Annotated in this window: 19 protein-coding genes; 6 read left to right on the top strand and 13 right to left on the bottom strand. The window is 69.7% G+C overall.

Annotated elements, in window-relative coordinates; genetic code table 11:
- Position 1: 1 nt before the first annotated feature.
- Together ACFV9G_RS20445 and ACFV9G_RS20440 are read right to left on the bottom strand one after the other, a co-directional pair.
- Positions 2-790, bottom strand: a complete 789-nt coding sequence (locus ACFV9G_RS20445; RefSeq protein WP_378729370.1) for an enoyl-CoA hydratase/isomerase family protein — start codon at positions 788-790, stop codon at positions 2-4.
- Positions 790-2,397, bottom strand: a complete 1,608-nt coding sequence (locus ACFV9G_RS20440) for a GMC family oxidoreductase (RefSeq protein ID WP_378729369.1) — start codon at positions 2,395-2,397, stop codon at positions 790-792. Before ACFV9G_RS20440 ends, ACFV9G_RS20445 begins: the two co-directional genes overlap by 1 nt.
- 62 nt (positions 2,398-2,459) lie before the next feature.
- Here ACFV9G_RS20440 and ACFV9G_RS20435 point away from each other — a divergent pair, with 62 nt between their 5' ends.
- Entirely contained in the window at positions 2,460-3,299 is an 840-nt protein-coding gene (locus tag ACFV9G_RS20435; protein ID WP_378729368.1) for an LLM class F420-dependent oxidoreductase, read from the top strand.
- A 10-nt stretch (positions 3,300-3,309) separates the two neighbouring features.
- Here the strand turns inward: ACFV9G_RS20435 and ACFV9G_RS20430 are convergent, their stop codons facing one another.
- Positions 3,310-4,185, bottom strand: coding sequence for an alpha/beta hydrolase (locus tag ACFV9G_RS20430; protein ID WP_378729367.1), 876 nt, complete (start codon positions 4,183-4,185; stop codon positions 3,310-3,312).
- Between the two features lie 71 nt (positions 4,186-4,256).
- On the opposite strand from ACFV9G_RS20430, the gene ACFV9G_RS20425 reads away from it, so the two are divergent.
- A complete protein-coding gene (locus ACFV9G_RS20425; RefSeq protein ID WP_378729366.1) occupies positions 4,257-4,709 on the top strand; it encodes a nuclear transport factor 2 family protein in 453 nt (150 codons plus the stop codon).
- A 2-nt stretch (positions 4,710-4,711) separates the two neighbouring features.
- Here ACFV9G_RS20425 and ACFV9G_RS20420 read toward each other — a convergent pair whose 3' ends face one another.
- Positions 4,712-4,840, bottom strand: a complete 129-nt coding sequence (locus tag ACFV9G_RS20420) for a hypothetical protein (protein ID WP_378729365.1) — start codon at positions 4,838-4,840, stop codon at positions 4,712-4,714.
- 35 nt (positions 4,841-4,875) lie between these two features.
- Between ACFV9G_RS20420 and ACFV9G_RS20415 the strand changes: the two genes are divergently transcribed.
- Positions 4,876-5,286, top strand: coding sequence for an RpiB/LacA/LacB family sugar-phosphate isomerase (locus tag ACFV9G_RS20415; RefSeq protein ID WP_378729364.1), 411 nt, complete (start codon positions 4,876-4,878; stop codon positions 5,284-5,286).
- Positions 5,287-5,293: 7 nt separating this feature from the next.
- Here ACFV9G_RS20415 and ACFV9G_RS20410 read toward each other — a convergent pair whose 3' ends face one another.
- Genes ACFV9G_RS20410 through hsaA form a run of 7 tightly spaced genes read right to left on the bottom strand, consistent with a single transcriptional unit; the run spans position 5,294 to position 10,920 of the window.
- Positions 5,294-6,022: a cation transporter gene (locus ACFV9G_RS20410; protein ID WP_378729363.1), complete on the bottom strand. Its 729-nt coding sequence runs from the start codon at positions 6,020-6,022 to the stop codon at positions 5,294-5,296.
- Positions 6,019-6,975, bottom strand: coding sequence for a cation diffusion facilitator family transporter (locus ACFV9G_RS20405; RefSeq protein WP_378729362.1), 957 nt, complete (start codon positions 6,973-6,975; stop codon positions 6,019-6,021). The genes ACFV9G_RS20410 and ACFV9G_RS20405 overlap by 4 nt, the downstream gene beginning before the upstream one ends.
- The gene (locus tag ACFV9G_RS20400; protein ID WP_141804731.1) at positions 6,942-7,277 is read right to left on the bottom strand and encodes a metalloregulator ArsR/SmtB family transcription factor; all 336 of its coding nucleotides are present in this window, start codon (positions 7,275-7,277) and stop codon (positions 6,942-6,944) included. The genes ACFV9G_RS20405 and ACFV9G_RS20400 overlap by 34 nt, the downstream gene beginning before the upstream one ends.
- Before the next feature lie 57 nt (positions 7,278-7,334).
- The gene (locus ACFV9G_RS20395) at positions 7,335-7,916 is read right to left on the bottom strand and encodes a flavin reductase family protein (RefSeq protein WP_378729361.1); all 582 of its coding nucleotides are present in this window, start codon (positions 7,914-7,916) and stop codon (positions 7,335-7,337) included.
- 30 nt (positions 7,917-7,946) lie between these two features.
- The gene (hsaC, locus tag ACFV9G_RS20390; protein ID WP_378729360.1) at positions 7,947-8,843 is read right to left on the bottom strand and encodes an iron-dependent extradiol dioxygenase HsaC; all 897 of its coding nucleotides are present in this window, start codon (positions 8,841-8,843) and stop codon (positions 7,947-7,949) included.
- Complete coding sequence (gene hsaD, locus ACFV9G_RS20385) at positions 8,840-9,727, bottom strand: 4,5:9,10-diseco-3-hydroxy-5,9,17-trioxoandrosta-1(10),2-diene-4-oate hydrolase (RefSeq protein WP_378729359.1); 888 nt, start codon at positions 9,725-9,727, stop codon at positions 8,840-8,842. Before hsaD ends, hsaC begins: the two co-directional genes overlap by 4 nt.
- Positions 9,727-10,920 carry a 3-hydroxy-9,10-secoandrosta-1,3,5(10)-triene-9,17-dione monooxygenase oxygenase subunit gene (gene hsaA / locus ACFV9G_RS20380; protein WP_378729358.1) on the bottom strand — a complete coding sequence of 398 codons (1,194 nt, stop codon included), beginning with the start codon at positions 10,918-10,920 and terminating at the stop codon, positions 9,727-9,729. Before hsaA ends, hsaD begins: the two co-directional genes overlap by 1 nt.
- A gap of 190 nt (positions 10,921-11,110) precedes the next feature.
- Here hsaA and kstD point away from each other — a divergent pair, with 190 nt between their 5' ends.
- The 3 genes from kstD to ACFV9G_RS20365 all read left to right on the top strand — a co-directional run bounded on the left by kstD (position 11,111) and on the right by ACFV9G_RS20365 (position 15,235).
- Positions 11,111-12,790 carry a 3-oxosteroid 1-dehydrogenase gene (gene kstD / locus ACFV9G_RS20375; protein ID WP_378729357.1) on the top strand — a complete coding sequence of 560 codons (1,680 nt, stop codon included), beginning with the start codon at positions 11,111-11,113 and terminating at the stop codon, positions 12,788-12,790.
- Positions 12,790-13,674 (top strand): MaoC/PaaZ C-terminal domain-containing protein, encoded by an 885-nt coding sequence (locus tag ACFV9G_RS20370; protein WP_378729356.1) that lies wholly within the window; start codon positions 12,790-12,792, stop codon positions 13,672-13,674. Before kstD ends, ACFV9G_RS20370 begins: the two co-directional genes overlap by 1 nt.
- Positions 13,675-13,768: 94 nt before the next feature.
- The gene (locus ACFV9G_RS20365) at positions 13,769-15,235 is read left to right on the top strand and encodes an FAD-binding protein (RefSeq protein ID WP_378729355.1); all 1,467 of its coding nucleotides are present in this window, start codon (positions 13,769-13,771) and stop codon (positions 15,233-15,235) included.
- A gap of 459 nt (positions 15,236-15,694) precedes the next feature.
- Here ACFV9G_RS20365 and pulA read toward each other — a convergent pair whose 3' ends face one another.
- Both pulA and ACFV9G_RS20355 read right to left on the bottom strand, forming a co-directional pair.
- Positions 15,695-17,692 (bottom strand): pullulanase-type alpha-1,6-glucosidase, encoded by a 1,998-nt coding sequence (pulA, locus tag ACFV9G_RS20360; RefSeq protein WP_378729354.1) that lies wholly within the window; start codon positions 17,690-17,692, stop codon positions 15,695-15,697.
- Positions 17,629-21,021, bottom strand: coding sequence for an alpha-amylase family glycosyl hydrolase (locus tag ACFV9G_RS20355; RefSeq protein WP_378729353.1), 3,393 nt, complete (start codon positions 21,019-21,021; stop codon positions 17,629-17,631). Before ACFV9G_RS20355 ends, pulA begins: the two co-directional genes overlap by 64 nt.
- Positions 21,022-21,093 lie beyond the last annotated feature (72 nt).

Genomic DNA, 21,093 nt, shown 5'->3' with positions numbered 1-21,093 from the left:
CTCAGGCCCCGGGCGGAAGGCTGGTGAAGTCGGGTTCCCGCCCCTCGGCGAAGGCGACGAGCGCCTCGATGTTGGCAGGCCCGCCGAGCAGCTCGGCGAATTTGGCGTTCTCGAGCTCGCGAGCCGCCTCGATCCCAGGGCGCAGCGGCGCGGTCATCGTCTCCTTGACCGCCACCAGGCTGCTGATCGGCCTCGTGGCGAGCGTGGCGGCGTGGTCCCAGGCGACCTCGAGGAGCTCCTCGGGCTCGGTGACGCGCCAGACGAGCCCCATCTCGTGGGCCTCCTCGGCGCTGAACCAGTTCCCAGACATCAGCATCCAGGCAGCGTTCTGGCGTCCGATCAGCCTCGGGAACAGGAAGCTGGAGGCCGCCTCCGGCGCGACCCCGAGGGTGGTGAACGGCGTCTTGAACCTCGCCTTCGTCGAGGCGAGAACCAGGTCGGCGAAGCCGAGGAGGGTCACACCGATGCCGAGCCCGAGACCGTTGACCGCCACGACCAGCGGCTTGGAGAACGCCGTCAGGGCGTCGACGAGGCCGATGAATCCGTGCGAGGCACCGTCTTCGGCCCCCGAGGCGGTCTCCTTCATCTCCACCAGGTCGGTGCCGGCCGAGAACGCCCGACCGGTCCCGGTCAGCAGCACGACCGCCACCTCCGGGTCCTCGTCGGCCTCGCGCAGCGCCTCGGCCAGGGCGACGTAGAGCGCCTGGCTGAAAGCATTGAGCTGTTCGGGACGGTTGAGGGTCAGCGTACGGACGCGGTCGCGGTCCTCGCTCAGGAGCAGGTCGGACATCAGGCCCCCAGGATCAGGTCGGCGGCGCGCTCACCGATCATGATCGAGGGCGCGTTGGTGTTGCCTCCGGTGATCGAGGGCATCACGCTCGCGTCGGCCACGCGCAGGCCGTCGATGCCCTTCACGCGCAGCGACGGGTCGACCACGGCGCGCTCGTCCGAGCCCATCCGGCAGGTGCCGACGCCGTGGTAGACGCTGTGCACGATGTTGGGCAGCAGCTCACGGGTCGCCTCCGGGGTGGCGTAGGACGGTCCCGGCGAGATCTCGCCCTGGTTGTCCCCGAGACCGACCATCATCTCGCGCACCTTCGCGATGCCGTCCAGGAGCACCTCGGTATCCTTGCCGGACGTCAGGTAGGCCGGGTCGAGCAACGGGTGTGCGGAGGGGTCGGCGCTGGCCAGACGTACGGTGCCGCGGCTCTCGGGGTAGATCAGGGTCGGCAGGATGCACAGGCCGGGCTTGTTCGTCGGCGGGCGGATCGCCTTGTCGCCGTCCTGGTTCGGGAACGGGTAGACCCAGTAGAGGACGTGCAGCTGCAGGTCCGGGACCCGGTCGGCCAGGGCGCTGCGTACGAACCCGAAGGCCTCGAACTGCGAGCCGGCTGCCCAGCCCTTGCGGGTGATCCTCGACTTGGCGAAGCCCGCGGCGAAGTAGGCGGGCGTGGGCTTCCGCAGCGCCGAGTCCATCCGGAAGGAGACGGGCACGAAGAGGTGGTCGTGGAAGTTGTCGCCGACCGGCAGGTCGGCGTGGACCTGGATGCCGTGCTCGCGGAGGTGGTCGGCATGACCGATCCCGGAGAGCATCAGCAGGTGCGGCGAGCCGTAGACGCCGGCCGCCACGATGACCTCACGGGTCGCCCGGATGGTCTGCGTGTCGCCGTCGGCGCCGACCACCTCGACGCCGGTGGCGCGGGATCCCTCGATCCGCACCCGGGTGACCTGCGCCTTGGTCAGGATCAGCAGGTTGTCCAGGGGGTCCTCGCGCAGGTAGGCCTTGGAGGTGGAGTAACGGCGTCCCTCGGACGCGGAGAGCTGGACGACGCCGACACCCTCCTGCTGCTTGCCGTTGTAGTCCTCGAGCGCAGCGACCCCGAGCCGCTTGGGCGCCTCGTCGAGCCAGGTCTGGGTCGCCGGGGTGAGGTCCTTCTGGTAGCGCACCTTGACCGGTCCACCCTGGCCGCGGAACTCGTCGGCACCGGCCTCGAAGTCCTCCATCCGCTTGAACGCCGGCAGCACGTCGTCGTAGGACCACCCGGTGGCGCCGTCGGCCGCCCAGTCGTCGAAGTTCTGTCGGTTGCCGCGCACCCAGAGCATGCCGTTGATCGAGGATGACCCGCCCAGCACCTTGCCGCGGGTCATCGGGATGACCCGGTCGAGGGCAGCGCTCTGCGGGACCGACTTGTAGCCCCAGTCGACCAGCTTCTTCAGCTGCGGCGTGGAGAGCATCGCGGCGACCGCGCCGGGGAGCTCGAGCAGGTTCTTGATCCCGAAGGCGGTGTCCTTGGTGCCCGCCTCGATCACGATCACGCTGGCACCGCTCTCGGCCAACCTGCGGGCGGTGGCGCAGCCCGCACTCCCGGCGCCTACGACGATGTAGTCGGCTTCCATGTTCACTTCTCTCTCCCGGTGATCCCTTCCGCAAAGACTAGAACACGTTCTACTGTTGTGTCATGCGCCACGGCATCGTCCTGTTCACCTCGGACCGCGGCATCACGCCCGCCGAGCTCGCCTCCGCCGCCGAGGAGCGCGGCTTCGACACGTTCTACGTGCCCGAGCACACCCACATCCCGGTGCGCCGCGACGCCCTGCACCCCACCGGCGGCGCCGAGCTCCCCGACGACCGCTACCTGCGTACGCTCGACCCCTGGGTCACGCTCGGAACCTGCGCCGCGGTGACCTCGCGGATCGGGCTCTCCACGGCGGTCGCGCTGCCGGTCGAGTCCGACCCGATCACGCTCGCCAAGACGATCGCGACCCTCGACCACCTCTCCGGCGGCCGGGTCTCGCTGGGCGTCGGGTTCGGCTGGAACACCGACGAGCTCGCCGACCACGGCATCCCGGGCGACCGCAAGCGCACCGCGCTCAAGGAGTACCTCGAGGCGATGCGCGCGCTGTGGACCGAGGAGGAGGCGGCCTACGACGGCGAGTTCGTCTCCTTCGGCCCCTCCTGGGCCTACCCGAAGCCCCCGCAGGGCCGGATCCCGACGATCGTCGGCGCCGGCGGCGGCCCCAAGACGCTGCGCTGGATCGCGCGCAACGCGGAGGGCTGGATGTCGACCCCGACCGAGGCCGGCATCGGTGACAAGGTGAAGACGCTGCAGGACGAGTGGGAGTCGGCCGGCCGTGAGGGCAAGCCCGAGGTCCGCGTCCTCGTCGCGAAGCGGCCGACACCCGACGACCTGGCCGAGTGGTCAGTGGCCGACGAGCTGATCTGGGGCGTCCCCGACACCGAGCCGGCCGGCGTGCTCACCTACCTCGACAAGCTCGCCACCCGCCTAGCGCTCCCCTGACCACTCGGCCTCAGGGGGCCAGGACATCGTTCAGGTACGCCACTACGCGAGCCAGGCCGCCTGTCGAGGCCGGCGAGAGGCCGGGGAGGGTCATGTAGGCGTGGGTCGCGAGGCGCGGGCAGTGCATGGCGACGTCCACCCCGGCCGTACGCAACACCGCGGCGTATCGCTCCGCGTGCGGGCGCAGCGGGTCGAACTGCGCGGTGAGGACGAGGGCGGGCGGCAGGCCGGCATGGGACTCGGCCCGCAGCGGCGAGGCCGTCCACTCCCGGGCTCGCGACTCCTCGCCGCCGAGATAGTTCTCCACGATGCCACCCAGCCCCGGCCCGCGCAGACCGACGAGATCGACGAGCGGGTAGATGAGCACCTGACCGCGGAGCCGCGCATCGGCTTCCTCAAGAGATCTCAGGGCAAGGACCGCGGCGAGAGTGCCGCCCGCGCTGTCGCCCAGCACTGCGATCCTCTCGGGGTCGCCACCGAGGTCGGCTGCATTCTCTATGACCCACCGCAGCGCGGCCCAGCAGTCCTCGACAGCCGCTGGATAGGGGTGTTCGGGCGCGAGCCGGTAGGCCGGCGCGACCACCACGGCCCCCGCGCGGGCGGCGATGTGTCCGGCCATCCAGCGCGACTGCTCGGGCGTCCCCCAGCACCAGCCACCGCCGTGGAGGGCGAGGACGATCGGCCTCGCCGACGCCGCGGGAGCTCGCGACGCATGGATGCGGAGCCGGATGTGGCCCGCCCAGGCCTCACCCACCGCGACCCCTGGATGCTCCGCCCCGAAGACCCAGGTAGCGGTTCGCCAGCAGCGCCGCCCGCCGCTCGCGCAGCTCGACCATCCCGTCCACACCTCGATCCTGCACCTGGAGGACGGTCCTCGTCGTGACATCCCGCCGACCGGCGGCCGAACGACAGCCCACAGCCACCCATTTGTAGAACACGTTCTACTATGATGGATCCATGAGTGACACCAGGGAGATCGAGCAGCTGAAGTACCGCTACGTACGCCTCCTCGACACCAAGCAGTGGGACGAGTTCGCCAGCTGCTTCAGCGATGACGCCACCGCCGACTACGCCGGGCTCTCGTTCACCTCACCGGGCGAGCTCGTCGACTACATGCGCACCAACCTGCCCGGCACGATCATCACGATGCACCACCTCCATCACCCCGAGATCGCCGTCGACGGCGACGTCGCCACCGGCCGCTGGTACCTCTACGACAAGGTCTTCGCCCCCGCCTTCGGGTTCGCCCTCGAGGGCGCCGCCTTCTACGAGGACCGCTACGCCCGTACGCCCCAGGGCTGGCGCATCGCGCACACCGGCTACCAGCGCACCTGGGAGCTCACCACCAGCCTGAAGGATCAGCCCAGCGCGAAGCTGACCGGGCCCGGCGGACCCGCCACCCACGCCTGAGATCAGGAGTCGTACGCCGTGCGGTGCCGCGGCTGGTAGATCTGGACGTCGTCCGCACCGGGGACGCGCACCATCGCGACCAGGCCACCGTGATCGTCGGAGTAGACCAGGGTGTGACACGCGAGGATCATGCCGCCGACGCTACCCCTGGCGATAGGTTGGGGCCATGCGGATCGCGTTCGGGGCCGACGACGAGAACGAGACGACGCGGGCAGTGCTCGACCACCTGCACGAGCGCGGAGAGGTGGAGGTGCTCACCACCGCCTCCTGGCCCGATCTGGGCGCCGACATCGGCAGGGCGGTCGTCGAGGGCCGCGCCGACGTCGGCGTGGTGATGTGCTGGACCGGCACCGGCACCACGATCGCCGCCAACAAGGTCCCCGGCGTCCGCGCTGCTCTCGCCTGGGAGCCGTGGATCGCCCGCGGCGCACGGCTGTGGAACGACGCCAACGTGCTCGCGATGAGCCTCAAACGCCTCGCCCCCGACGTCGCGGTCGAGGTGACCCGGGCCTTCCTCGACGAGTCCGCACCGGACCCCGACGAAGCGGCCGCGATCAGGCGGCTCGATGAGCTGTGAGCCCCGGTCAACAGCAGGCGCAGTCGCCGTCGCAACCGTTGTGATCGTCGCGGTCGAAGAACGCTTCAGCAGGTGAGCAGCAGACCTCCCCGCGCCAGGCGTTGATGCCCTCGCGTACGGCCAGGGCGGCGATGACGAGCGCGGCAGCCGAGTCAGCCCACCACCAGCCCAAGGTGCTGTTGGCGAGCAGACCGAGCAGGAGTGCGGCGGACATGTAGGTGCACAGCAGCGTCTGCTTGGAGTCGGCGACGGCGGAGTGTGAGCCGAGCTCGGTTCCGGTGCGGCGCTGGACCCAGGATGCGACCGGCATGACGAGCAGGCTCAGCGCGGCGATGCCGATGCCGAGACTGGAATGGTCGGCGGCGTGCCCAGCGATCAGGCTGGTGACGGCGTCATAGGAGACGAAGGCGGCGAGCCCGAAGAAGGAGAGCGCGATGATCCGCAGCGCGACCTTCTCGCGGGCCTCAGGATCGTGGCCGGCAAACTGCCAGGCGACCGCGACGGCGGAGGAGACCTCGACAACCGAGTCGAGGCCGAAACCGAGCAGGGCCGCCGAGCCGGCGAGCGTGCCGGCCGCGAGCGCGACCACGGCCTCGACGACGTTGTAGGCGATGGTGAAGGCGACCAGGAGGCGGACCCGGCGCACCAGCACGGCTCTTCGGGGCCGATCGGGCCCCGAGGGCGGCGTCAGATCGACGCGTCGGCCGATGACCTGGACCGGAAGGTCGGAGCTCACCAGGTCACCTCGTGGCACTGCCGGGTCGGCGCGGTCTCGGTCTGGAGCGTGGCGTGCTCGATGCGGTGGCGCGTGGCGAGCATGGCCTGCGCGCCGGTCAGCACCTCTTGCGCATCCGTGCCGGGGTCCAGCAGGAGGTGAGCGGTCGCGACGTGCATCCCCGAGGTCAACGTCCACAGATGCAGGTCATGGACGCCGTCGACACCGTCGACCGCCTCGAGATCGGCGACGACCTGGTCGACGGCCATCCCGTCGGGGACGTGCTGCCCGAGGACCGAGAGGACCTGCCGGCCCAGGACCACGGCGCGTACGGCCACGAAGACCCCGATCGCGACGGCCACGGCGACGTCCCACAACGGCTGTCCGGTGGCCGCGACCAGCAGGCCGGCCGCGATGACCCCGACGCTCCCGGCGGCGTCGGCAACCACCTCGAAGTAGGCCCCTTTGACGCTGAGCGACTCACCGGCTCCCGCACGCAGGAGCACCATGGAGACGATATTGACCGCCAGGCCGATCGCGCCGACCACGAGCATGGCTCCGGACTGGACCTCGGAGGCTTCACCGATGCGCCCGATCGCCTCGAGCACGACGTAGGCCGAGACGCCGAGCATGATCAGCACGGTCAGACCGGAGGCGAACACCTCGACCCGGTAGGAGCCGTACGTCCTCCGGCCGGTGGTGTCGGCGCGGGTCGCGATCCGGGTGGCGACCAGCGCGGCGCCGAGCGCGACGACGTCCGCCGTCATGTGCCCGGCGTCCGAGATCAGGGCCAGCGACCCCGACCACAGGCCTGCGACGAGCTCGACGACCAGGAACGCCGCCACCATGGCGAAGGTGACCGCCAGCCGCCACCGGTGCCTGCCGCCGGCGTGGCCCACGGCGGCGCCGTGACCATGTCCGTGACCGTGTCCGTGGCCCATCAGCAGCAGCCCTGCTCGGCGGAGTCGCGGCACGCCTCCGGATCGGTGACCAGGATCAGGTCGTGGAGGTCAGCCAGTGCGTGCGCGAGGCGGCCGTCGGCGAGCTCGTAGCGGGTGCGCCTGCCCTCGGGAACCGCGACGACCAGGCCGCAGCCGCGCAAGCACGCCAGGTGGTTCGACATCGACTGGCGCGTCACCCCTAGCGACTCCGACAGCTCAGCCGGGTAGGCCGGCCCCTCGCGCAGCTGCATCAGGACCCGGGCCCGGGTCGCATCGGAGAGGGCGTGCCCGAACCGGGCGAGGGCGTCCAGCGACGAGGTGGTGGCGGTGACCATGCCGCGACAGTACAGCGAAACATGTATTCAGCAAAAGCTGAACCATGCCAGGACCAGTCAGTCCAGCTCCCGGTAGTTGCTCCGGAAGAACAGCAGCGGCTCGGTGGCGGTGCCCTCCTCGAGATCCAGGACGCGGCCGACGACGAGGTAGTGGTCGCCCTCCTCGTGGACCGAGTGGACCGCGCAGTCGAGATAGCCGACGGCCCCTTCGAGGTGCGGGTCGCCGTGGTGGGCCGACGGGGTCCAGGACATGTCGGCGTACTTGTCCGCGGCGCGCGAGGCGAACTGGTTCGAGACGGCTTCCTGGCCGGCGGCGAGGATGTTGACCGAGAAGTGCCCGGCACGGCGGATCCGGGCCCAGGCGCGCGAGGACTTGGTCGGCGCGAAGAGGATCAGCGGTGGTCGCAGCGACACCGAGGAGAAGGACTGGCAGGTCATCCCGACCGGGCCCTCCGCGGTCTGCGCGGCGATCACGGTGACCCCGGAGGCGAACCGGCCCAGCACCGTACGGAACCGGTCGTCCGCCTCCGCGTCGGCAGGGGTCTCCGGTGGAGACGGTGGCGCCTCGAAGTCGAAGCGACCGTGGAAGGACTCGATCAGCTCGGGATGCGGCCAGCTCTCGGCAGCATCAGGAGACATCCCGTCAGGCACCTCTATACGCATACCCGATCACTGACCTACGCCGAAGTCGTGACCCCAGTACGAGACGGCCGTGGACTCCCGGGCGACCCACCTGTGGTCGTCGACCTGCAGCCCCTCGGTGCCGAACTCGATGTCGAAACCACCCGGCGACTTCACGTAGAAGGAGACCATCTCGTCGTTCATGTGCCGCCCGAGCGTGGCCGACAGCTTCGCACCGTACTTCTTCACCCGCTCCAGCGCCCTGCCGACGTCGTCGAGCTTGTCGACCTCCAGCATGATGTGGACGCACTTGGAGTCGTTGGGGAACGGCAGGAACGCCAGCGAGTGGTGACGCGGGTTGATCCCGAGGAAGCGCAGCCAGATCTTCGTGCCGGGCTCCTTGCCGGCGAACTCGCCGGGCATGCTCATCGAGTCGCGCAGCCGGAAGCCGAGCGTGTCGCGGTAGAACTCCAGCGCCTCGACGTCGTCGGAGACCGGGATCACCACATGGCCCATTCCCTGCTCACCGGTCACGAAGGTGTGGCCGTAGGGCGAGACCGCGGGGCGGCGCTCGTAGGTGATGCCGTGGAAGAGCTCGAAGACGTTGTCGAAGGGGTCGCGGAACCGCAGCATCTCCTGCACCCGCCGCTCGGCGAGCTCCTCGGGGCTGCCCTCCTCCACCTCGACCCCGGACTTCTCCAGGTGCTCGCGGGCCTGCGCCAGCGCGGTGTGGTCGGCGACCTCCCAGCCGACACAGGCGAGCTGGTCGACCTCGCCCGGCTCGATCACGAGCCGGGCCGAGACCTCGTCGATGCGGTAGTAGAGGTGCTCCTGGTTCGGGCCCTTGGCCGTCACCAGGCCGAGCACCTTCTCCGCGAACGTACGCCACGCCTCCAGGTCGGTGCTGGTGACGCGTACGTAGCCCATGGACTTGATGTCGATCATGCGCGCTCCTTGTGCCTCTTCAAGAACGAAGCCGCGACCTCGCGGAACTCGTCGGCGGCCTCGATCTGTGCCCAGTGCCCACAACGCGGGAAGACATGCAGCTGCGCCTTGGGGATCAGCTTCAGCGCGGGGAACGCACCGTCGAGCGGGTTGACCCGGTCCTCACGGCCCCAGGTGAGCAGGGTGTGGTGGCGGAGCTTGTGCGCCTCGCGCCACAGCATGCCGTCCTCAGCCGTCTCGGGGTTGTAGAACGACCAGCCCATCGACGCCATCGCCTCGCGCGCGCCGGGCGCGGTCGCGTCCGCGAACCGCTCCTCGACCAGCTCGTCGGTGACCAGCTTCTGGTTCACGACCATCGTCGAGATGAACGCCTTGAGCGCCTCCCGGGTCGGGTCGGCGGAGAAGTCCATCAGGCGCTGTACGCCCTCGGTCGGATCAGCATGGAAGAGGTTGAGCGAGAGCCCACCCGGCCCCATCAGCACCAGCCGTCCCACTCTTTCCGGATACGTGAGAGCGATCCGCATCGCGGTCCCGCCACCGAGCGAGTTACCCAGCAGGTGCACCTTCTCCAGGCCCAGCTCGTCGAGAAGGGCGATCACCGCGTCGCCGGCGAAGCGGTAGTAGTTGCCCACCACCTCCGGCTTGTCGGAGGCCCCGAAACCCGGCTGGTCGACCAGGATCGTGCGGAAGTCGGCAGCGAAGCCCTCCAGCGCGGAGCCGAAGTTGGACCACGACGAGGCCCCGGGACCCCCGCCGTGAAGCATCACCAGCGGCAGCCGGTCATCCCGGTCCGAACCCAGGTCGTAGTAGCGCAGCGAGATCTCACCCGCGGCCTCGGTCTTGATCGCGACGTCGTGGGCGACGTCCTCCTTCACCAGCGCCATCAGTACATCCCCGGGTCGACCTTGTGCCCGAACTCCGAGGCGCCGTACATCTGCAGCGCCCGCTCGGGGTCGTTGGCGGCGTGGACACGGCCCGCGTGGGCATCGCGCCAGGCGCGCTGCAGGGGCGTGCCCGAAGCCAGCGCGCGGCCACCGGAGGCCTCGAAGAGCAGGTCGATCGCGTCGATCGCCCGCTGGGTGCCGAGGACCTGGTCGCGGCGGATCCGCAGCCGCTGGGTGATCGGGATCTTCTCGCCGCGGGCGACGTGGGCCTGCTGCTCACGGATGTTGCCCATCAGCAGCGCCCAGGCGGCGTCGATGTCGGAGGAGGCGGTCGCCACGCGCACGGCGGCGAAGGGGTCCAGGGACGCCTTCTCACCGTAGGAGGCGCGGACCCGGTTCTGCTGCATGGTCACGTGCTCCTCGTAGGCACCGCGGGCCATGCCGATGATCGGCGTGGTGATCGTGGTGGTGAACAGCGAGTGGAACTGCAGCTTGTAGAGGTCGCCGGTGTTGACCGCCTGACCGGGGCCCTTGCAGCGTCCGGTCTCGGCCATGGAGAGCGTGAAGGTCTCCGGGATGAAGACGTCCTCGACCACGATGTCGTTGGAGCCGGTGCCGGCCAGGCCGACGACGTTCCAGACGTCGACGATCTCGTAGCTGGCGCGCGGCACCAGGAACGTACGGAAGTCGACCACGTGGCCCTCGTCGTTGAAGACGAGGCCACCGAGCAGCACCCAGGTGGCGTGTGCGCAACCGGAGGAGAACGACCAGCGGCCGGAGAGGTTGAAACCGCCCTCGGTGATCGCCGCCTTGCCCACCGGCGCATACGAGGAGGACACCCGCGTGTCGGGGTCCTCACCCCAGACCGCCTGCTGGGCCTCGTCGTCGAAGAGCGCGATCTGCCAGGGGTGCACGCCCAGGACGCTGGAGACCCAGCCGGTCGATCCGCACGCCGAGGCGATGTCGCGCACACAGGTGTAGAAGTCGACCGGGTCGGCCTCGAGACCGCCGAAGCGGGCCGGCTGCAGCAGCTTGAAGAAGCCGACCTCCTCCAGCTCCTTGACGCTCGACTCGGGCACGACCCGGAGACGCTCGGTCTCCTCCGCACGGTCCCTGATCGTGGGCAGCAGGTCCTGCACCCCGTCCCTGACGGTCTGTGCGTCCTTGTGGGGGCGCTGTGTCGGTTCGCTCACCGCTCTGCCTTCCTGCATGGTGTCCCAGATGTCCTCGGACGGCGCGGTTCGTGCGCTGCCGATGGATCAATACTAGAACACGTTTCAGTTTTGTCGAGTCCCTGGGCGTGTTTCGTCGGCCGTCGTCTATGGTAGAACGTGTTTCAGTTCTTAGATAGCGCCGCCTGATGGCACGAGGTTGAGGAGCACCATGGGTCAGACGAACGAGGAGACCTACGACGTCGTGGTCGTGGGCGCCGGGGGCGCCGGGATGACCGCCGCGCTGGCGGCCGCCCGCCGTCATGGGCTCGAGACCGTGGTCATCGAGAAGAGTGCCTACTTCGGCGGCTCGACGTCCCGCTCGGGCGGCGGGGTCTGGATCCCCCGCAACCACGCCCTCGAGGCGGCCCACCAGAAGGACTCCGCAGAGGCCGCCAGCCTCTATCTCGAGTCGATCGTCGGCGACGTCGTGCCGGCAGAGCGCCGCGAGACGTTCCTCGGCCGCGGCCCGGAGGTGCTCTCCTTCGTCTGCGAGAAGACCCCGGTGCGGTTCAGCTGGGTCCCCGACTACGCCGACTACCACCCCGAGGCCCCCGGTGGCCGCGGTGCCGGACGCTCCGTCGAGCCGGTCCCGCTCGACGCCCGGGTGATCGGCGAGGAGCTCTCGCGGCTGCACCCGCCCTATACGAAGTCGCCGGCCAACATGGTCGTCACCCAGGCCGACTTCCGCAAGATCAGCCTCGGCATGCGCACGATCCGGGGCCCGATCACGATGGTCAAGATCGCGGTCGCCCGCATCCTCTCCGGACTGCTCGGCAAGAAGATGTACGCCATGGGCGCGGCGCTCGCGATCGGGCTGCGCAAGGGGCTTCTCGACGCCGGCGTCCCGATCCGTTACGAGACCGAGCTGGTCGGCCTGGTCACCGAGGGCGGCCGGGTCGTCGGTGTCGAGGTACGCCGCGGCGAGGACGGCCCGACGACGGTGATCAGGGCGCGGCGCGGCGTGATCCTCGGCTCCGGCGGCTTCGAGCGGAACCTGGAGATGCGGGAGAAGTACCTGCCCGCGCCGACCTCGGTCGAGTGGACCACCGGGGCCCAGAGCAACACCGGCGGCGGGATCCTGGCCGGGATCGCGGCCGGGGCCGACACCGACCTGATGGACGAGTCCTGGTGGGGCCCGACGATCCCGTTCCCCGGGCGGCCGTGGTTCGCGCTCGCCGAGCGCAACCTGCCCGGCTCGATCATCATCAACGGCGCCGGCAAGCGGTTCATGAACGAGGCGCTCCCCTACGTCGAGGCCGTCCACGAGATCTACAAGGGCCACGAGACGGGCGTCTCGCACGTCCCGGCGTGGCTGGTCTTCGACCAGCGCTACCGCAACCGCTACATCTTCGCCGGGCTCGGACCCAAGCAGCCCTTCCCGGGGCGCTGGCTCAAGGACGGAGTCGTCGTGAAGGCGTCGACCGTGGAGGCGCTGGCCGAGAAGATCGAGGTGCCCGTCGACGGCCTGCGCGAGACGCTGGCCAGGTTCAACGGCTTCGCCGAGTCCGGCGTCGACGAGGACTTCCACCGCGGCGAGTCGACCTACGACAAGTACTACTCCGACCCCACCGTCAAGCCGAACTGCTCGCTCAACGTCATCGACCAGGCGCCGTTCTACGCCGTCAAGATGGCCCCCGGCGACCTCGGCACCAAGGGCGGCCTGGTCACTGACAAGCGCGCCCGCGTCCTGCGCGCCGACGGCTCCGCCATCGAGGGTCTGTACGCCGCCGGCAACGTCTCTTCCGCCGTGATGGGACGCACCTACGCCGGCCCCGGCGCCACCATCGGCCCCGCCCTCGTCTTCGGCTACCTGGCCGCCGAGGACTGCGCTCTGAAGGAGACGAACTGATGCCCATCGACCCGACCAAGGCCATCGGCGCGTCGCTGCCGACCCAGTCGTTCTCGTGGACCTCGTCCGACGTGCTGCTCTACCACCTCGGCATCGGCGCCGGCTCGCGTCCCGGCGACGCGACCGACCCGGCCGCGCTGCGCTACACGCTCGATTCCGATGCCCTCTCCGTGCTCCCCTCCTTCGGGGTCGTGGCACCGACCTTCCACGTCACCGAGCCGCCCTCGCTGGACCTGCCGGGCTGCGACATCGACCTTGCCTCGGTGCTCCACGGCTCCCAGGAGATCCGGGTGAACGGCCCGATCCCCACCTCGGGCGAGGCAGTCGTCGCGACCCGGATCGCCGAGGTCTGGGACAAGGGCAAGGCCGCCGTGATCGTCCAGGAGGGCACCGCCACGACGCCGGCCGGCGATCCGCTGTGGACCGTCAGGAGCTCGATCTTCGTACGCGGCGAGGGCGGCTTCGGGGGCGAGCGCGGGCCGTCGACGGCACTGCCGGTTCCCGACCGCGCGCCCGATGCGGCCACGACGTACGCCGTCACGGAGCAGCAGGCACTGCTCTACCGGCTGTGCGGCGACCGCAACCCGCTGCACGCCGACCCCGCCTTCGCCGCGAAGGCAGGCTTCCCGAAGCCGATCCTGCACGGGCTGTGCTCCTACGGGGTCGTGCTGCGCGAGGCGACCGGTCTGCTCCTCGACGGCGATGCCACCCGGGTCGCCGGGTTCGGTGCCAGGTTCGCGGGGATCGTCTTCCCCGGCGAGACGATCTCGATCGAGGCATGGGACGAGGAGCCGAAGACCCTGGTCAGAGCCACGATCTCGTCCGAAGATCCGGCCCGGGACGGCGCCCCGGTCCTCGCCGACTGCTACCTGGAGAAGCGATGAGCCGCGCGAGCTGTAACACGCTGTTCGTAGGACTACTCGCCCTATTGGAACGACCGGATAGTCCTACGAACGACGTGTTACATGGGAGGACGGCATGAGCGGAACGGCACTGCCCGACGTACTCTCCCCCACCGACGTCGAGGAGCGCTTCGGCGGCTGGTCGGAGGAGACCGACGTGATCGTGGTCGGCTTCGGCGTGGCCGGCGGAGCGGCGGCGCTGGAAGCGGCCCGCACCGGCGCCCGCACGATCGTCTTGGAGCGTGCCGCCGAGCCCGGCGGCACCTCGGCGATGGCCGGCGGACACTTCTATCTCGGCGGCGGCACCGCGGTGCAGAAGGCCACCGGGATCGAGGACTCGGCCGCGGAGATGTTCGCCTATATCCACGCGGTCTCCAAGGAGCCCGAGGACGACAAGATCCGGGCCTACTGCGATGACTCGGTCGAGCACTTCGACTGGCTCGAGGCGCTGGGGTTCGAGTTCGAGCGCACCTTCTGGCCCGGCAAGGCCGTCATCCAGCCCGGCACCGAGGGGCTGATGTACACCGGCAACGAGAAGGTGCACCCGTTCCGTGACCTCGCCGTCCCGGCACCACGCGGCCACAAGGTGCCGGTCCCGGGCGACACCGGCGGCGCCAAGCTGGTCGTCGACCGGATGGCCGACCGGCTGGCCGAGACCTCGGCGGTGATCCGCTACGAGACCGGTGCCACCAACCTGGTGATCGAGGACGGCCGTGTCGTCGGCCTGGCCTGGCGACGTTTCGAGGAGCGCGGCGCGATCCGCGCCCGCGCGGTGATCCTGGCGGCGGGCGGCTTCGTCGGCAACGCCGACATGGTCGCCGAGCACACCCCGAGCCTCGGCGAGAAGCTCTTCCCGCTGGCCTCCACCTACGACGACGGTCTCGGGCTGCGCCTGGGTGCCTCGGCGGGCGGTCGGTGGCGGTTCATGGACGAGCCGTTCCAGACCGCTCCGTTCTACCCGCCCTCGATCCTGCTCACCGGGATCATCGTCAACAAGCACGGCAAGCGGTTCGTGCCGGAGGACTCCTACCACGCGCGTACGGCCGCCTTCGTCATGGAGCAGCCGGACTCGGCCGCCTTCCTGATCGTCGACTCGGCGCACATCGAGCACCCCAAGATGCCGCTGTGCCCGTTCATCGACGGCTGGGAGACGGTCGAGGAGATGGCGGCCGGCCTGGGCGTACCTTTCGAGACCCTGAACGCCACCCTGACCTCCTACAACACCCACGCGGCCGACGGCGAGGACCCGGAGCTCCACAAGGCGCCGGAGTGGACCGAGCCGCAGGACACCGGCCCCTGGGGCGCCTACGACCTCTCGCTCGGCAAGGCGATGTACGCCGGGTTCACCATGGGCGGCCTGGCGACCACCGTCGAAGGAGAGGTACGCCGCGAGGACGGCTCCGCGATCGCCGGGCTCTACGCCGCCGGCGCCTGCGCGGCCAACCTCGCGCAGGATGCCAAGGGCTACGCCTCCGGCATGCAGCTCGGCGACGGCTCGTACTTCGGTCGACGGGCCGGACGGCATGCCGCCGGGATGGGGTGACCGGCCTCACAACCCGGGTGGGTTCCGGCGATCCCCCGCCGGGGCCACGGCGCCGGGCCGCTAGTCTTTACCGAAGACTCATCGAGTGAACTGTTGCCATATCACATATCTCGTCGGACGTGAATGGCTTCGGTAAAGATCGGGACCTTTTCCCCTACGCGTGCCGTCGCACAGGCTGGTTATGTATACGCGACGCCCAGGGCACTGGCTGTGCCGACGCGTCCGCAGGCCCTCGGTCCCCACTCGACGCCTGTCGCCGAACTAGCCGAAAGGAATCCCCATGTTCGACTTCCGGAGCCCGGCCGGCCTCATGGTCATCGCCGCCCTGGTCGTCATCGCGCTCGTGGTGGTCGGCGCTATCGCCGGCAACAGCCCGTCCTGATCTGACACCGAGCTTCCTGGCCAGGAAGCCGCAGGCCCCGGCTCGATGAGCCGGGGCTGCGTACGTTCTCGAGCGGATCAGCGGGTGAAGACCGCTACCGTCCGGGCCGGGACCGTGAAGGTGCCCGAAGCCGCCTCGAACGACGCCGACCTGACGACCTCGTCCGAGCCGTCGGCCTGGGTCGGGTGCAGCCGGTAGCCGGCGCCCTTCGCCCCCTTCATCGCCTGCTCCTGCGTCGTCGTGGTCGCGTTGAAGACGACCACGAGGTCACCGAGGCGCATGGTGATGACACCCGGCGTCTCGTCCTTGCCCGAGAGCGGGAACCCGAGCTTCTCCTGGACCTGCCCGGTGGTGGACAGATGGAAGGCCGGCTCGTCCGTACGAATCCTCAGCAGGTCCTGGTAGGCGGCCGAGGCCCCCTCGATGTCCGCGCAGTCCGGGGACGCCGCCGAGGCCAGCAGCGGCTTGGCGTAGGGCCACTTGTCCTCGTTGTCGGCCGCCGGCGGCAGGCCCCGGCCGAAGCCGTTGCCGTCCTCGCAGTCCCAGTGGATGGCGTTGAACCAGTCGCCGGAGTCGTAGGAGTTGCGGTCCAGCGACTTCGAGCGGAGCAGATCGGTGCCGGCCTGAGACAGCGCCGGGCCCTGCGAGAGCGCTGCCGTCGCCATCGCGAGCACCTGCATCCGGGAGCGGTCCGCGGTGCTGGTCGAGGCGGGCAACTTGAAGGTGAGGGCGTCGTAGAGCGACTCGTTGTCGTGGGCGTCGGCATAGGCGAGCGCGTCACCGGGCGCCGCCGCATAGCCGGCGGGCGCACCGTTGTAGTCGACCTGCGACCCGGTGACCTGGTTGCCGGCGGTGTCGGTGAACGAGTAGCCGGCGAGATTCCCGGACAGCCCGACCTTGATCAGGTCCTGGTGGTGCAGCAGCCGTGCCTTCTGCTCGGCCTCCGTGCCGTTGGCCGTGGACGAGTTGGGGTCGGTGAACAGCCCGCTCGCGAAGCCCTGGACACCCGGGTCGGCGTCGAACGGTCCTCCGCCGCGTACGGCATCTCGGGCGCGGTCGCTGAAGGTGGCGATGCCGGTGCCCGCCATGTTCTTCTGGGTGGCCTGCACGAAGCGGGCGTCGTCGGCGATCTCGCCGAAGTTCCAGCCCTCGCCGTAGAGGATGATCTTCCTGCCGTCGACGCCGTCCTTCTCGAGGGTGAGGGCGTCGAGGGCCTTGCGGACGGCCAGGATGTTGGCCTTGGGGTGGTGGCCCATCAGGTCGAAGCGGAAGCCGTCGACCTTGTACTCCTTGGCCCAGGTCACGATCGAGTCGACGACGAGCTTGCCCATCATCGTGTTCTCGGGCGCGGTGTTGGCGCAGCAGGTCGAGTTGGCGACCGAACCGTCGGCGAGGAGCCGCTGGTAGTAGCCGGGCACGATCCTGTCGAGCACCGAGGTCTTCGCCTGGCCGCTGCTGGTGGTGTGGTTGTAGACCACATCCATCACCACCCGCAGACCGTCCTCGTTGAGCGCCTTCACCATCTGCCGGAACTCGACCGTGCGGTCCGTCCCGTCGGGGTCGGTGGCGTAGGAGCCCTCCGGGACCGTGTAGTGGTAGGGGTCGTAGCCCCAGTTGTACGCATCCCCTGCGGCCGCCGCGGCGACGCACTCCTGCTGCTCCTGGCTGTCAGCGGGAAAGGACTTCAGGTCGCAGTCGGGGCTGGTCTGGTCGCTCTTCTTCTCCGGGATGGTGGCGATGTCGAAGGCCGGCAGCAGGTGGACGTACGAGGTGCCGGACTCGGCCAGCTTCCGCAGGTGCTTGGAGCCGGCGCTGTCCTCGTCGGCGAAGGCGAGGTAGCCGCCCGGGTGGTCGCTGGTCTCGTCCTCGACGGAGAAGTCGCGGATGTGCAGCTCCTGGATCTGGGCGTCCTTCATGGACACGGCCTTCGGCTTCCTGAGGTTCGACCAGCCCTTCGGGGCGAGCGCCTTGTCATCGAGGTCGACGACGAGGCTGCGCTCGGAGTCGGTGGTCAGCGCGACCGAGTAGGGTCGGTGACCCTGTTCGTGACGAGCTTCTGCACGCTCGGCGCCCATACGGTCACGGCATAGCGGTACTCCTTGCCGCGCCAGGCCGAGGCCGAGCCGGTCGCCGCCCAGACGCCGCTGGCGTCGTCGCGGCGCATCGGGACCAGCTTCTTGCCGAGCTCGAGCTTCACCTCATGGGCGGTCGGCGCCCACACGGACAGGGTGACCTTGCCACCCTTGAACACCGGGCCGAGCTCCGCCTTCGCCGCCTTCGCACCATAGAGGTCGTCGAGGATGCCCTGGGTCTGCACGCCGGTGCCGGTGACCAGGGCGCCGTTGCCGATGCGCTGGGTGAGCACGACCTGTCCGGCGAGGGCTTCCCGGATCCGGTCGCGGTCGCGGGTGTCCACGGTGAAGGCGGTGTAGTCCTTCAGGTGCGGGAACTCCGCCTTCTGTGCGTCGGTCAGGGACGTGCTCAGCAGCCGCAGCCAGCGGCCCTCGCTGCTGAGCGCACCGGAATCGACGGTGATGCCGCCGTCGCGGTCGTAGACCAGCTGGGTCGACAGCGCCGAGCTGCTCGCCATCTCCTTCGGCAGCACGACCGTGTCCTTGTCGATCCACTGCGCCTGCGCCTTGGCGAGATCGAGCTCGGGGACCGAGCCGACCGAGGGCAGCAGATAGCTGGTCTCACCCGAGTTGAGCCACACCTCGTGGCCGTACGTCGTCAGGTCGAGGGATCGGTCGTTGGGGATGTCCTTCTCGTCGCCCTTGTGGACGATGTAATTGAGCGAGGTGGCGCCGTCGACCAGAGGCACCTCGAAGGTGATGCCGTAGGCGTCCTCGCCGGTGGGCTGCAGCGGCTTGGACCACTCGGTCGGGGTCGCCGCGCCGGTCCAGGTGTGCAGGCCCCAGCCGTCGTAGTCGCCGTCGGCACGGTGCAGGTGGATGACCGCCTTGGACGTGTCGGGCTCCGGGTAGACGCCGTCCGGCTTCGTGGTCGCCTGGCCTGCGTCACCCGCCTCGACCCAGACCTCGCCGGTCTCGGCGAGGTCGATCGTCCGCTCGGCGCCGTCGGCGGTGCCGTCCTTCTCGACCCGGTAGGTCACCGAGGACGCGCCGTCCGGGAGCTTCACCCAGGCGAAGGCGCCGTAGGCGTCGCGGCCGCTGAACTCGCCGCTCTGCTCGCCGGCCCGCAGGGTCCAGCCGGTGTAGTCGCCGTCGGCGCGCCGGTAGTGCACGACCGCGTAGTCGCGGTCGACGGCGCTCGGGTTCTCGGCCTCGGGTGCCTGGCCGGCCGTGGTCTCGGCGAGGGCGCTCGCGGTGCGTACGTCCCGGTCGACCACCACGGCCTTGTAGCGCAGGGCGGTGCCGGCGGAGACGGTCGCGGGGACGTACTGGGTGATCTTGTAGGGGGCATGGTCGACAGAGCCGAGGGTGCGCCACTTCCCGTTGCCGACCTGGGCGGCGAAGACGACGCGGGCGCCGGAGGTCTTCCCCGGGTCGGCGGTGAGGGTGACGGTGCCGGTGGCGCCCGCGTCCGGGGCGGTCAGTGACAGGGTCGGCTTCGCGCCTGCCTTCGGGAGCTCGGCGTCGGCGCGCAGGACGACCGAGGAGAGCGCGGGAACGCTCACGGTGACCTTGCCGTCGGTGGCGGTCTCGGTGGCCTCGCCGCCGTAGATCGTCTCGAAGCTCGCCGACTCGACAGGCAGGGTGACGGTCTTCGCCTCGGTGGCGTTGTTGACCGCGACCACGTACTCCCGGTCCTCGCCGGTGCGCGAGAACGCGTAGACCGAGCCCTCGGCGTGGAGCTCCTTCTGGACCCCGTCGGTCAGGGCCGGGTGGTCCTTGCGGAGCTTCGCCAGCGCGGCGATCGCGGCGTAGATCGGGTGGCTGGTGTCGTAGGCGTCCTCAGCATGGGTGCGGTCGGTGCCGAGCTGGTCGTCGTCGAGGTAGTCGGCGACCTCGGAGCCGAACAGCGTCTGGCGGGCGTCCTTGTCGCCGCCGGCGCCGGTGAAGCCCTGCTCGTCGCCGTAGTAGACGACGGGGTTTCCGCGGGAGAGGAACATCAGCTCGTTGGCGAGCCGGGCCCGCTGGACCAGCTCCGCGTCGGGCGCGTCGGGGTGGTCACCCGCGAGGAAGGTGCCGATCCGGCCCATGTCGTGGTTGCCGAGGAAGGTGACCTGCTCATAGGCGTTCGCCTTGTCGGAGGCGTACTTGTAGTCGTCGGCGAAGACCTTCGCGAGCCGTTCGGCCGGAGCCCCCAGCGAGGCGTAGGCGCGGGCCGCGTCCTGGAACGGGAAGTCCAGGGTGGCGTCGAGACGGCCGCGGGTGACGTACGGGGAGGTGACGTCGCTGTCGGCGGAGTAGACCTCGCCGAACATGAAGAAGTCCTCGCGACCCTGCTTGGCGGCGTAGGCGTCGAGGGCGGTCGCCCACTTGGTCCAGAAGTCCAGGTCGACGTGCTTGACGGTGTCGATGCGGAAGCCGTCGATGTCGAAGTCGCGGACCCACTTCTGGTAGATCTTGGTCATCCCCTCGACGACCTCGGGACGCTCGGTCCACAGGTCGTCCAGGCCGCTGAAGTCGCCGTAGGTGGTCGACTCGCCCTCCCAGGTGGAGTCCCCGCGGTTGTGGTAGAGCGTCGGGTCGTTGAGCCAGGACGGGACCATCTCGCCGGTGTTCGCCGGGGTGTAGGGGAACGAGTCCTCGTCGACCTTCACGCGGTCGGCAGCCGGGTCGGCGTCGTCGAAGGGTCGGCCCTCGGTGTCCAGGTAGGGGAAGGCGCCCTTGGGGCGGTAGCCGTACTTCTTCTCCGCGTAGTCGACGGTGTCGGCGGTGTGGTTGGTGATGACGTCGAAGAAGACCTTCATCCCCTTGGCGTGGGCCGCGTCGACGAGGGTCTCGAGGTCCTCGTTGGTGCCGAAGTGCGGGTCGACCTGGGTGAAGTCGGTGATCCAGTAGCCGTGGTAGCCGGCCGAGGCGTTCGCGCCCTCGCCCTGGACGGGCTTGTTCTTGAAGATCGGTGCCATCCAGATCGCGGTGGTGCCGAGGCCCTTGATGTAGTCGAGGCGGTCGGTGAGGCCCTGGAGGTCACCGCCCTGGTAGAAGCCCTTGTCGGTGGGGTCGAAGCCGGTCGAGGTGCGGCTGCCGGTCAGGCCGCCCTCGTCGTTGGAGGTCTCGCCGTTGGCGAACCGGTCGGGCAGCACGAAGTAGAACTGCTCCTTCGTCGCGTCGTGACGGGCCGGCTCGGCGGCCAGCTTCGCGTCCGACGGCGGCTTCGGGGCGGCGGCCGACGCCGACAGCGCCGTGGCCGTCTGCAGCGCCGTGGCGAGCAGTGCGGTCGCGAGCACGGTCGCGGCCAGCCGGGGCGCGCCGGGTGCGCCACTTCTTCGAATCACTGTGAGGGCCTCTCTGGCATTAAGGGGGCGGTAGTATATAAAAAAAAACGAACCCACCAGAACGTGTTGCCA

Origin of the sequence: Nocardioides sp. NPDC059952, assembly GCF_042730435.1 — a bacterium.
In the GTDB taxonomy this organism is placed as follows: domain Bacteria; phylum Actinomycetota; class Actinomycetes; order Propionibacteriales; family Nocardioidaceae; genus Nocardioides.
This window is presented reverse-complemented; position numbering and strand designations above follow the sequence as displayed.

What these genes read in the sequence shown, in the direction of transcription:
- hsaD (WP_378729359.1), bottom strand. Translation starts at nt 9,727, where the DNA reads ATGGCGCTGGTGAAGGAGGACGTCGCCCACGACGTCGCGATCAAGACC.
- ACFV9G_RS20370 (WP_378729356.1), top strand. Translation starts at nt 12,790, where the DNA reads ATGCCCATCGACCCGACCAAGGCCATCGGCGCGTCGCTGCCGACCCAG.
- ACFV9G_RS20420 (WP_378729365.1), bottom strand. Translation starts at nt 4,840, where the DNA reads ATGATCCTCGCGTGTCACACCCTGGTCTACTCCGACGATCACGGTGGC.
- ACFV9G_RS20440 (WP_378729369.1), bottom strand. Translation starts at nt 2,397, where the DNA reads ATGGAAGCCGACTACATCGTCGTAGGCGCCGGGAGTGCGGGCTGCGCC.
- ACFV9G_RS20415 (WP_378729364.1), top strand. Translation starts at nt 4,876, where the DNA reads ATGCGGATCGCGTTCGGGGCCGACGACGAGAACGAGACGACGCGGGCA.
- ACFV9G_RS20435 (WP_378729368.1), top strand. Translation starts at nt 2,460, where the DNA reads ATGCGCCACGGCATCGTCCTGTTCACCTCGGACCGCGGCATCACGCCC.
- ACFV9G_RS20425 (WP_378729366.1), top strand. Translation starts at nt 4,257, where the DNA reads ATGAGTGACACCAGGGAGATCGAGCAGCTGAAGTACCGCTACGTACGC.
- pulA (WP_378729354.1), bottom strand. Translation starts at nt 17,692, where the DNA reads ATGGGCGCCGAGCGTGCAGAAGCTCGTCACGAACAGGGTCACCGACCC.
- hsaC (WP_378729360.1), bottom strand. Translation starts at nt 8,843, where the DNA reads ATGATCGACATCAAGTCCATGGGCTACGTACGCGTCACCAGCACCGAC.
- ACFV9G_RS20400 (WP_141804731.1), bottom strand. Translation starts at nt 7,277, where the DNA reads ATGGTCACCGCCACCACCTCGTCGCTGGACGCCCTCGCCCGGTTCGGG.
- ACFV9G_RS20430 (WP_378729367.1), bottom strand. Translation starts at nt 4,185, where the DNA reads ATGTCACGACGAGGACCGTCCTCCAGGTGCAGGATCGAGGTGTGGACG.
- kstD (WP_378729357.1), top strand. Translation starts at nt 11,111, where the DNA reads ATGGGTCAGACGAACGAGGAGACCTACGACGTCGTGGTCGTGGGCGCC.
- ACFV9G_RS20395 (WP_378729361.1), bottom strand. Translation starts at nt 7,916, where the DNA reads ATGTCTCCTGATGCTGCCGAGAGCTGGCCGCATCCCGAGCTGATCGAG.
- ACFV9G_RS20365 (WP_378729355.1), top strand. Translation starts at nt 13,769, where the DNA reads ATGAGCGGAACGGCACTGCCCGACGTACTCTCCCCCACCGACGTCGAG.
- ACFV9G_RS20445 (WP_378729370.1), bottom strand. Translation starts at nt 790, where the DNA reads ATGTCCGACCTGCTCCTGAGCGAGGACCGCGACCGCGTCCGTACGCTG.